The 10,163-nt window shown below is 54.4% G+C and carries 11 protein-coding genes and 1 pseudogene; 11 read left to right on the forward strand and 1 reads right to left on the reverse strand.

The window, feature by feature from the left end; all coding sequences use genetic code 11:
* The first annotated feature begins 10 nt into the window (after nucleotides 1–10).
* The 11 genes and pseudogenes from BN1133_RS01030 to BN1133_RS19925 all read left to right on the forward strand — a co-directional run.
* Nucleotides 11–535, forward strand: a complete 525-nt coding sequence (locus BN1133_RS01030) for a GNAT family N-acetyltransferase (protein WP_050664701.1) — start codon at nucleotides 11–13, stop codon at nucleotides 533–535.
* Nucleotides 535–762 (forward strand): acyl carrier protein, encoded by a 228-nt coding sequence (locus BN1133_RS01035; RefSeq protein ID WP_197273638.1) that lies wholly within the window; start codon nucleotides 535–537, stop codon nucleotides 760–762. The genes BN1133_RS01030 and BN1133_RS01035 overlap by 1 nt, the downstream gene beginning before the upstream one ends.
* Complete coding sequence (locus BN1133_RS01040) at nucleotides 762–1,502, forward strand: SDR family NAD(P)-dependent oxidoreductase (protein ID WP_050664703.1); 741 nt, start codon at nucleotides 762–764, stop codon at nucleotides 1,500–1,502. The genes BN1133_RS01035 and BN1133_RS01040 overlap by 1 nt, the downstream gene beginning before the upstream one ends.
* Complete coding sequence (locus BN1133_RS01045) at nucleotides 1,502–2,845, forward strand: AMP-binding protein (RefSeq protein WP_050664704.1); 1,344 nt, start codon at nucleotides 1,502–1,504, stop codon at nucleotides 2,843–2,845. Before BN1133_RS01040 ends, BN1133_RS01045 begins: the two co-directional genes overlap by 1 nt.
* Nucleotides 2,842–3,897 (forward strand): LuxE/PaaK family acyltransferase, encoded by a 1,056-nt coding sequence (locus BN1133_RS01050; RefSeq protein WP_005353174.1) that lies wholly within the window; start codon nucleotides 2,842–2,844, stop codon nucleotides 3,895–3,897. The genes BN1133_RS01045 and BN1133_RS01050 overlap by 4 nt, the downstream gene beginning before the upstream one ends.
* Complete coding sequence (locus BN1133_RS01055; RefSeq protein ID WP_050664705.1) at nucleotides 3,876–5,075, forward strand: acyl-CoA reductase; 1,200 nt, start codon at nucleotides 3,876–3,878, stop codon at nucleotides 5,073–5,075. Before BN1133_RS01050 ends, BN1133_RS01055 begins: the two co-directional genes overlap by 22 nt.
* 182 nt (nucleotides 5,076–5,257) lie before the next feature.
* Nucleotides 5,258–6,202, forward strand: a complete 945-nt coding sequence (locus BN1133_RS01060; RefSeq protein WP_050664706.1) for a glycosyltransferase family 2 protein — start codon at nucleotides 5,258–5,260, stop codon at nucleotides 6,200–6,202.
* 37 nt (nucleotides 6,203–6,239) lie between these two features.
* Nucleotides 6,240–7,337 carry a glycosyltransferase family 8 protein gene (locus BN1133_RS01065; RefSeq protein WP_050664707.1) on the forward strand — a complete coding sequence of 366 codons (1,098 nt, stop codon included), beginning with the start codon at nucleotides 6,240–6,242 and terminating at the stop codon, nucleotides 7,335–7,337.
* Nucleotides 7,338–7,389: 52 nt separating this feature from the next.
* Nucleotides 7,390–8,367, forward strand: coding sequence for a class I SAM-dependent methyltransferase (locus BN1133_RS01070; protein ID WP_050664708.1), 978 nt, complete (start codon nucleotides 7,390–7,392; stop codon nucleotides 8,365–8,367).
* 125 nt (nucleotides 8,368–8,492) lie between these two features.
* Nucleotides 8,493–9,803: a glycosyltransferase family 2 protein gene (locus BN1133_RS19435; protein ID WP_082177845.1), complete on the forward strand. Its 1,311-nt coding sequence runs from the start codon at nucleotides 8,493–8,495 to the stop codon at nucleotides 9,801–9,803.
* A 108-nt stretch (nucleotides 9,804–9,911) separates the two neighbouring features.
* A pseudogene (locus BN1133_RS19925) lies at nucleotides 9,912–10,010 on the forward strand (IS5/IS1182 family transposase); the annotation flags it as partial.
* A gap of 31 nt (nucleotides 10,011–10,041) precedes the next feature.
* Here BN1133_RS19925 and BN1133_RS19440 read toward each other — a convergent pair.
* Nucleotides 10,042–10,163: IS3 family transposase (locus BN1133_RS19440; protein WP_157432330.1), on the reverse strand; the 122-nt coding region annotated here is incomplete at its 5' end.

The following is a 10,163-nucleotide window of genomic DNA, read 5'->3' on the forward strand; positions in this document are numbered from 1 at the left end:
AGGCACAGCCATGCAGTATGGCATTGAACTGCGAGCGGTGACGCCGCCCGATCTGCGCGCCTTGCGCGCCTGGCGCAACAGCGACGGGGTGCGCCTGCAGATGCAGGACACCCGGCGGATCCTGCCTGCCCAGCAACGAGCCTGGTTCGAGCGCATCCAGCAGGCTCCGTTCGAATGGCACCGGGTGGTCTGGTGCCGTGGACTGCGTGCCGGGTATGTCAATCTCAAGGGGTGTGAGGGGCAGCCCTGGCAGGGGCAGGAGGGGGTCGATGCCGGCCTCTACCTCGGTCACAGCGAGGTGCGCCATCCCATGCTGGCGGTGGCTGCCGCCCTGGCGCAGCTGGACGCCGCCTTCGACACCCTGCGGGTGGCCAGCATCCACACCCGGGTGCGCATCGGCAACGAGGCGGCGCTGCGTCTCAATGAGCGCCTCGGCTACCGTGTCGTGGCCCGGAACGATGAATTTGTTACCCTGGCGCTGTCTCCCGACGATTATCACAGTGCCAACGCCTTACTGAGGAGGTTTTTCCGATGATGTCCCTTGAACAGGTGTTCGCCACCGCCCTCGGTATTGACGCCGACCAGGTCACCGATGCACTGACTTACAGCACCATTCCCCAGTGGGACTCGGTCGCCCATATGGGCCTCATCGCCCAGTTGGAAGATGCCTACGGCATCCTGCTCGACACCGATGACATCATCGATATGAGCTCGGTCGCCAAGGCACGTGCGATCCTCGCCAAATACGGTGTGGCCCTCTGATGTTGCGCCTCGAGGGACGTGTTGCCCTGGTCACCGGCGCATGCCGCGGTATGGGGTTGGCCATTGCGCGCCAGTTGCTGGCGGCCGGGGCCACCGTGTACCTCAACGGCCGGGATGACGTGCGCCTCGGCGAGACACTTGCCGAGTTGGGGGCTTCATCCCTGGCTCGCTCCGCCTGTTTCGATGTGGCGGACCCGGCGGCGGTCAAGGCCGCCTTCGGGCAGATCCTGAAAGAGGCGGGGCGACTCGATATCCTGGTCAACAATGCGGGGGTGCTGGAGGAGGGGCTGGTCGGCATGACCAGCGACGCCATGTTGCACCGGGTGTTCGAGGTGAACACCTTCGGCGCCTTCTACTGCTGCCAGTACGCAGCCAGGCTGATGGCCCGCTGCGGTAAGGGGAGCATCATCAATCTCGCCTCCATTATGGGGGCGCGCGGCGCCGCCGGCATGAGTGCCTACAGCGCCAGCAAGGCGGCGGTGATCGGCATCACGCACTCTCTGGCCAAGGAGTTGGCTGGCAGCGGCGTGCGGGTCAATGCCATTGCCCCCGGCTTTATCGATACCGACATGGCGCGCTCGCTCCCTCCCGAGAAGTTCGCCGAGCGGCTCGCCAGCATCCCCATGGGGCGTATCGGCACCCCCGACGAGGTGGCCGGGGTCGCCCTGTTCCTCGCCTCCGATCTGGCCAGTTACGTGACCGGCCAGGTGATCGGGGTGGACGGGGGCATGGTGATCTGATGGCTGCCCTGCTCACCCACCTCTACCCCGGCAACCCGGCTCCCGCCTGGTGGGATCCGGCGCTCGGCTGGCTCAGCTACGGCGATCTGGCCGAGCGGGTGGCCGCCCTGGCTACCAGCTACCCAGCCGGGCGTCAGCTGGTCTACCTGCCTTTTATCACCTCGACTCGCCACCTGCTGCACTACCTGCTCGCCCTGCGCGATGGCCACGCCATCATGTTGGCCGATCCGTCCCAGGAGGCCGTGCCCTTGTGCCATCGCTTTGGCGTGAGCGTGCAGGTGACCGAGGAGGGGGAGTGCCGGCGCCTGGGCGCCGCGCCGACCCTCCACCCCGAGCTGGCGGTGCTGCTGCCCACCTCGGGCAGCACCGGGGGGAGCAAGTGGGTGCGACTGTCACGGGTGAGCCTCGAGGCCAACGCCGAGGCCATCTGTGCCTACCTCGCCATCGACGGGGGCGAGCGGGCCATCACCAGCCTGCCGCTCTTCTATTCGTTTGGCATGTCGGTGCTCAACAGCCACCTGCTCGCCGGCGCCTCCCTGGTGCAGTGCGAGGCAAGCCCGCTTGAGCGCGGCTTCTGGGAGCGGGTCGATGCCCTTCAGGTCACCAGCGTGGCCGGGGTGCCCTTCACCTACCAGATGCTCTCGCGCCTTCGCTTCGACTGGTCGCGCCACCCCAGCCTCACCACCCTGACCCAGGCGGGGGGCCGGCTCGAGCCGGCCCTGGCCGAGCGCTTCGCCCGCGAGGCGGTAAACCTTGGGCGGCGCTTCTTCGTCATGTATGGCCAGACCGAGGCGGGGCCGCGCATCGCCTGGCTTGGCCACGAGGAGGTGCTGGAGGCCCCCGGTGCCATCGGCCGCGCCATTGCGGGGGGGCATCTCTTCTTGCGCCCCGAGCCAGGCCTGCCGGACGGGGAAGGGGAGCTTATCGTCGAGGGACCGAGCGTCATGCTGGGTTATGCCAGCGAGGCGACGGATCTGGCGCGCGGGCGCGAGACCTGGCAGCTTGCCACCGGCGATCTGGCCCGTTGCGACGAGGCGGGGCGTTTTTACCTCACCGGTCGCTTGAGCCGCTTCTTGAAGCTCTATGGCAAGCGGGTGAGCCTGGCCGAAGTTGAGGCCTGGCTGCACACCCAGGGTGTGCAGGGGGCGGCCACGGGCCGCGACGATCGGCTGCTGGTGGCCCTGGAGGGGGAGGGCGATGTCGAGGCCCTGCAGTTGGCGCTCGCTCACTGGCTCAAGGTGACGCCGGCCAGCGTGCGGGTGCAGGTGGTGGCTGCCTTGCCACGGCGCAGCAACCTCAAGATTGACTATCCGGCCCTGCTGGCCCTGCTGGAGCACCCATGAACGAGCTACTGAGCGCTCCCGTCTTCGGCCTGCCCCAGGCCGACAAAGCGGCCCTGTTGCTTGGGCGCCTCAATGCCCTCACTGCCCGGCACAGGGCGGCCTGTGCCCCTTACGACAACATCCTCTCGGCCTATGGCTGGGGGGAGGCCGGCGATGACGAGAGTCTGCCCTATCTGGCGGCGCGCCTCTTTAAACTGGCGCGCTGGCAGAGCGTGCCGGACCAGGAGGTGTTCAAGGTGCTCACCTCCTCGGGCACCACGGGGGCCCCCTCGCAGATCGTGCTGGATCGGGAAACCGCCGCCTTGCAGAGCAAGGTGCTGGTGAAGATCCTGCAAGAGTTTGTCGGCAAGCAGCGCCTGCCCATGCTGCTGGTGGAGCAGCCGGCCCTCATTCAGAGCCGCGCGGGCTTCTCGGCCCGTGGCGCCGGTGCCCTGGGGCTATCGTTTCTCGGGCGCGATCACACCTATGCCCTCGATGAGCAGATGCGACCCAACTGGTCGGCTATCGAGGGGTTTTGTGAAAAATATGCCGGCCAGCCGGTGTTGCTGTTTGGTTTTACCTTCATGGTGTGGCAGTGCCTGCTTGAGCCGCTGCGTGAGCGGGGACTCACACTGCCCCTTGAGCAGGGCGTGCTGTTTCACAGTGGAGGCTGGAAGAAGCTGACCCACCTGGCGGTGGACAACGCCGCCTTCAAGGGACGCTGCCGCGAGCGGCTGGGGCTGTCACGGGTGCACAACTTCTACGGCATGGTCGAGCAGGTGGGTTCGGTGTTTGTCGAGTGTGAGGCGGGCCACCTGCACGCCCCTGTGTTTGCCGATCTGCTGGTGCGCGATCCTCTGACCCACGCGCCGCTCCCGATGGGGCAGGCGGGGCTGCTGCAGGTGCTTTCAGCGATCCCGCAGAGCTACCCGGGGCACTCCCTGTTGACCGAGGACATGGGGCGGCTGCTGGGCCGCGATGACTGTCCATGCGGTCGCAAGGGGCACTATTTCGAGGTTTTGGGGCGCCAGCGTGGCGCCGAGGTACGGGGATGCAGCGACACCTTCTCATAGATGGCCTGGCCGGCGCGGCGATGGGGGACGACTGGACCCTGGCCCCCGAGGTCACCATGGCACTGCCAGAGAGCAGTTGGGCGGCGTTCGAGCCTGCGCCACTCCCTTGCACCGCGCCCGTCATTATCTCGTTTCTGGCCGCGCTCTCGGCGCGTCTACAACAGGTCGGGCGCGATTGGCCCGATCTGGCGGCCTTCGGCTTCTGGCTACGGCAACGTAATCAGGCCCCACAGGCCGCTCGCATGGCTGGCCGCGCCCCGCTCGGGGTGGTGTTTCACCTGGTGCCTTCCAACGTGCCGACCGTGGCGTTCTATTCCTGGCTGATGGCCCTGCTCGCGGGCAACGCCAGCGTGGTGCGTCTCTCTTCACGGCAGGATCCCGAGCAAGAAGCCATGCTCCGGATCCTTGCCGAGCTGTTTGCCGATCCCGGTTGGCAAGCGATCGCCCAGCGTACCCGCTTTATCCGCTACGGCCATGATGAGACCATCACCGGGTGGCTGAGCGCGCGCTGCGCCCTTCGCATCATCTGGGGGGGCGATGAGACCATCCGTGCCGTGCGCGCCATTCCCCTCGCGCCCCACGCCCAGGAAGTGGTGTTTCCGGATCGCCGTTCGCTGGCACTCATCGATAGCCGCTGGCTGTCCGGGCTGGACGAGCACGGCTGGCAGCGCGCCCTGCAGGGGCTACGCCTCGATTGCACCCGTTTTAACCAGCTCGCCTGCGCCTCACCCACCACCCTGGTGTGGTTGGGGAGTCCTCCGCCTGCGGTGCGCCAGCGTCTGCTTGAGGAGACGTTTGCCCCCTTCGCAGGCGATCCTCGGCTTGCCATGGAGCGACTGGTGCAGTGTCAGATGAATGTCGCCGGCGGTGGCACCGATGCGCTCACCAGGTTGGCGGGCGTCACCGTCTTGACGCAGCCGACGCCCTCAGCGTTGCAACACATCGGAGGAGGTACAGTTGCCGAGTGGGTGGCCGATAACTGGGAAGCGGTGCAGACGCAGCCCTGGTCGATGCAGACCTGCGTCTACTTAGGTGAATCCTTGCCGGCGGCGCGTGAGCGCCTGACGGCTGCCCGAGGGCGCATCGACCGGGTGGTGGCGCCGGGGCAGGCACTGGCGTTTGACTGGTTCTGGGATGGTATCGAGCTGCCCATGGCCTGCAGTCGCATGGTTCGTTAGACATTCAATATTGGGTGCCCATCACACAACTGCTGCCAGATCAAAGAATTACATTGGACTGGCACGCCTCTTGCCTTAAAACATCCTATAAAGGGGAGAGGGGTTGACAGGGACCGTGCGGTAGCCTTGCCAAAATTCACCCATCCCTCTCCTTTCTGTCTGTTTTTCCAGCGGAAATGTCTATGAAAGTCAGTGTATTGGTGCCGGTGTATAACCTCGAGCGCTTCATCGAGCCGTGCCTGCTAAGCCTACTCACGCAGGAGACCCATTTTGATTTCGAAGTGATCGCCATCGATGATGGTTCAAGCGACGGCTCTTGGTCCATCATGCAGCGTCTGGCGGCCCAGTGGCCGCGGCTGCGAGTCTTGCAAAACGAGAAAAATATCGGGGTGTGCCTGACCATACGCGCATTGTTGGCTCAAGCTCTGGGCGAATATTTGGCTTATGTCGATGGTGATGATCTGGCACTGCCGGGTAAGCTGCAGGCGCTGGCAGATCATCTGGATAGGTATCCTGATTGCGGCTTCGTATATCACGAAGCAGAGGTATTTGATAGCGAATCTAATCGGATGACCTCGCTATTCAGCAGGGATTACTACAATGCCAAGTACATCCCTGAGCGTGCAGGGCCGGAGCATCTGGTGCAGTATGGACTCTTTTTCAATACCAGTTCCTGCGCTTTTCGCCGGCATGAAAGGATGCTGGATGCGGTGAATCTGGATTGCCACGTAGTGAATGACTACTCTTGGCATATTCTAAATGCATATTTTTTGGGCGGAAGTATAGATCGTATTCCACTGGTGTATGGACGCTATAGAGTCCATGATGGCAGCATATGTGGATCTATCCGCGCTTCGGAAGAACGCCGTAAACTTGCTTTGCAAGATATGTTGGCTGCGTGTGACCTAGCGTTTCATGCAGGGATGGATGAGCTATTGGTGCAGAGGGGGAAAAGTCATCTTTTGTTTTCCACCGCACTGTATTTCTTGCGAGCCAGAAATTGGATTCTTTTCGATGCTTACATTTCGGAGTCCGTTCAATGTCAATGGTTTTTTGATGAGCGCCATGAATATGCATGGAAATATAGAAGTGAGCCAGAACGAGTGCTTGAGAAAATTTTTGGGTGATTGACTCTGCATTGGATTAACTAGGCTAGGTAAGTATATGAAAAATAAAATTGATGTCGCCTTCTGTATTGACAACTTTTTTGCTGTTCATTTGGCTGCTCTGATTCATAGTCTGGGTAAGCACCTCAATCATGATTATCAATTAGATTGTCATGTTTTAGGTAAGCTTAATAAAGAAAACATAATTAAGCTAACTGCGTTGACTTCTGCGAATATATCCATTCAATTTTACGATGAACTTCCTGATTATAAATATATCCCTATTAGTTGTTTATATAATAATAGGTTAAACGAAGTTACCTATTATAGGTTTGCAATCCCTGAAGTTTTGAGAGACCCTGAGAAGGTATTGTTTATCGATGCAGACATGATTGCGGTCGGAGATATTAGTCCACTTTGGTCCATAGAGATGGGTGATGCAGTCGTCGCAGTTGTATCTGACCACATCTTAGGGTGTGATAAAGAGAAGCAACAGGAGCGAGGTATATCCTCTGGGAAGTATTTCAATGCAGGTTTCATGCTGATGGATCTCGTGAAATGGCGGAAAAATCATATCAGTAAACAAGCATTACGCTTACTTGTCGATAATAATGGTTTTGAGCACAATGATCAGGATGCCTTAAACATTGTTTTGGAGGATAAGGCTATTTACTTAGATGAGAAATGGAATGCTCAACCCAATCATTTTGCAGAAAAAGATATAAACGCGCCTATCCTGGTACACTTCTGTGGTCAGGAAAAACCTTGGCACATATATTGTTCCCACCCTTTCAAAGATAGTTATCTCGCAAGTCGAGCAGAGACTGAATATGCATGCGAACCACTACAAACGTATCTTGATCAAGACGACATGGATATTTTGGAACGTTTGAAAACGAAATTTCCAGATGGGGCGCGTATTGCTATCTGGGGAGCGGGCCAGAGAGGGCGTCGCCTGTGTTATGAAATAATAAAAAACATGGGTAAATATTCAGTGGAATATATTGTAGACAAAAATGTATGCGGAGACTTTATGGGGATAAGGATAAATGATTGTCTCTTGCTCAAGAATAATATTGACGCAGTATTAATTGCATCGATTCCTTACCGTGCAGAAATTCTAGATGAAATTGGTGCTGACCTGATCAGCATATAACTTCTTTAGTTTTATTGCTATTTCTTAAATATTTATCCTATAGGGTATTATAATGAATATCATGATGTTTCCTTTCGATCGTGTGGAGAAAGGGGCAACAATTGCCATTTATTGTGCTGGTGAGATAAGTGCTAATTTTCTTAGCCAGCTTAGCGCTATTAAATATTGCAACGCCGCTTGGCTTGTGGATCGAAAGTTTAGCGCAATAGAGCAGCAAGAAAATTATGTTTGTCTTCCCCCAAATATGATGGATTGGCAGCAGCCAGATCAGATCGTAATCGCCTCTCAGGCGTTCAAAGACGAGATAACAGAATATTTGTTGGCGCAAGGGGTCGCGGCCTCCAAGCTGATTTCAATAGATGATACGCAAGGAATTGACGTTCTAGATCTTATCCAGGCTAGATTGAGAGCGACACCTGCGGGTTATGATTGGGGGGCGTATTATAAATCGGCTGAACTTGCGGCCAAGATACAATATAAAAAATTTATCAATCCTATTCTTGAACAGCTGGAAAGAGACCTGGATTATAGCAATGTTCTTGATTTTGCCTGTGGAGAAGGGCGTGTAGCTGAGCTAATGCAAGAGCGTTGCAAAAAACTGCAATTGGTTGATGCCAGTGTTAAGGCGGTTGATTTTTGTCGAAAACGTTTTGGTGCATTCCCTCATGTACAGATTCAGAGTAATTCGGCTGGTGTACTCCCGCAGGCTAGTGGTTCTTTGAGTTTGATCTATTCATGGGATGCCATGGTTCACTTCTCATATAAGAGTCTTGATTTCTATCTGAGTGAATTTAGTCGTGTATTAAATCCGCGTGGACATGTACTTATTCATCACTCCAACCTAGCATCCTTGGCTGATCATATGAGAGTTTTTGAACAATGGAGCCTTAATATTGGTGGGAGAAGTAATGTATCGAAAGATGATATCTGCTTCATAGCTGAGCATCATGGTTTTGAGGTGGTTAGCCAGACGCTAATTGATTGGGTTGTGAGTGATATGGACTGTATTAGTGTGCTAAGGAAAATGTAAAGTAGATGTTGTTTGTTTTCACTTGCAAGGCATGATAATTGTTCTAGATAGACGGAATGTTATTTCCTTTTGATGATGTTCATGCCTTGTTGTAAAAAGAAATTTAACTTATGGGATAATAATCTATGTTGATCTCCATAATTATTCCCTGCTATGAGCAGGAAAAATATCTTGAGCGAGCAATCGACTCAATACAGCAGCAGGATTATCATCTTATAGAAGTGATCATTGTTGATGATGGCTCAGTTACTCCAGTTTCCATCCCAACTAAAGAGTATTCTTTTCCGATAAGATTGATTAGGCAGTCGAACCAAGGACTTCCTGCCGCGAGAAATACAGGAATAGAGAGTGCTAAAGGCGGGCTAATAAAGTTTCTTGATGCGGATGATACACTTTTACCTGGATGTTTGAGTGCACAAGTTGCGTGTATGGGAAATTCACCAGGTATAATCAGTGTGATTGGTTATAATGAGATTGATGAGGATAGCGGGAACTCTCAGGAGGTATATCCTGCTTTCGGAGATGTGCTCCCCGCATTGATGATTGATAACTTGGCACCAGTGCATTCTTATCTGTTTTACAAGAGTGACTTGATTGATATTGCGGGTTTCGATACCACCTCAAGAACTAGTGGAGGGTGCGAGGACTACGATCTTGTCTTTAGGATGGCATTGAACAATATAGGTTTTATAAGTCTACATAAGATTGGTGTTGCATATCATCGACATATTGGTTCGATGTCAACCAACGTTGAGAAAATGAAAAAGGCAATATTTAATGTGTGGATATACAATGTGTCTACTTTATTAAATACTGATGATAAGCTGCGTTCTTCACATATCTTGCCTATTTTGTCTGGCTTGTCACTACGGTTGGATAATAGACCAGCATCGATACCTCATGAACTTGAAAATTTGATTGTTCAACTTATAGCCAAATTAGCTCACTTCGAAGAAAGTCTCAACTTAGGTGAGTTAAAACAAGTGACTAGTTTAATGTCTAAGCATGTGGAGTTATTCATACTTTGTCAGCATGTAACATCAATCGCCAAGTCTGCAAGTTCGTCTGTCGCAATAAAATCTCAAGAGTTTCTTGATTATAGAAGATGCTTGCTAGGTACTGGCTATAGGTTTGATGACGAGCGTTTGAATCATATTTTTTCTATTGTGAAAAAATATGATAACAGATTCGCTATCTATGGGGCTGGGAATATAGGGGAAAGAATAAAACGACTGCTTAGAACAATAGGTGTTTCCCCAAGGTTTTTTATCGACAAGAATGCAGAAAAATATGTTGGCGTAGATGATATTCCCGTTGTGGCAATTGAAAATGCAGATCTGTCTGAGATTAATGCAATTGTTATTGCCTCAGATGCTTATTATAGTGAAATATATAATCAATTAGTAAGTAACTATCCAGATATATATATAGTATAGACATCTACATGTCGGTTCTGTATATGTTTTAGGCCTTGTTGCTCAAATCGGGGAACTATCTGTCGTCTCGGTGATCTGATCCTGTAGCGCGGTCTCCGAGAGCATCTGATGGGCAAGTCCAAGCACAAGATCAGCAACTGGCAACAGTACAACCAAGCCCTGGTGCAACGCGGTTCGTTGACCATTTGGATGGACGCACATGCCATTCTGATCTGACCCAGCAATCGTGGACACCGGGTTAAGCAGCTACCTTCTCAAACTCCTCTGGGGTTTGGTAACCCAGAGTGCTGTGCAGGCGATGTCGATTGTAATCGACCTCTATGTACTCGAATACCCTTTCCCGCATCTGGGCTCGGGTCG

It is taken from the genome of Aeromonas schubertii (assembly GCF_000820105.1).
Lineage (GTDB): Bacteria > Pseudomonadota > Gammaproteobacteria > Enterobacterales > Aeromonadaceae > Aeromonas > Aeromonas schubertii.

What these genes read in the sequence shown, in the direction of transcription:
- BN1133_RS01030 (WP_050664701.1), top strand. Translation starts at nt 11, where the DNA reads ATGCAGTATGGCATTGAACTGCGAGCGGTGACGCCGCCCGATCTGCGC.
- BN1133_RS01035 (WP_197273638.1), top strand. Translation starts at nt 535, where the DNA reads ATGTCCCTTGAACAGGTGTTCGCCACCGCCCTCGGTATTGACGCCGAC.
- BN1133_RS01040 (WP_050664703.1), top strand. Translation starts at nt 762, where the DNA reads ATGTTGCGCCTCGAGGGACGTGTTGCCCTGGTCACCGGCGCATGCCGC.
- BN1133_RS01045 (WP_050664704.1), top strand. Translation starts at nt 1,502, where the DNA reads ATGGCTGCCCTGCTCACCCACCTCTACCCCGGCAACCCGGCTCCCGCC.
- BN1133_RS01050 (WP_005353174.1), top strand. Translation starts at nt 2,842, where the DNA reads ATGAACGAGCTACTGAGCGCTCCCGTCTTCGGCCTGCCCCAGGCCGAC.
- BN1133_RS01055 (WP_050664705.1), top strand. Translation starts at nt 3,876, where the DNA reads ATGCAGCGACACCTTCTCATAGATGGCCTGGCCGGCGCGGCGATGGGG.
- BN1133_RS01060 (WP_050664706.1), top strand. Translation starts at nt 5,258, where the DNA reads ATGAAAGTCAGTGTATTGGTGCCGGTGTATAACCTCGAGCGCTTCATC.
- BN1133_RS01065 (WP_050664707.1), top strand. Translation starts at nt 6,240, where the DNA reads ATGAAAAATAAAATTGATGTCGCCTTCTGTATTGACAACTTTTTTGCT.
- BN1133_RS01070 (WP_050664708.1), top strand. Translation starts at nt 7,390, where the DNA reads ATGAATATCATGATGTTTCCTTTCGATCGTGTGGAGAAAGGGGCAACA.
- BN1133_RS19435 (WP_082177845.1), top strand. Translation starts at nt 8,493, where the DNA reads ATGTTGATCTCCATAATTATTCCCTGCTATGAGCAGGAAAAATATCTT.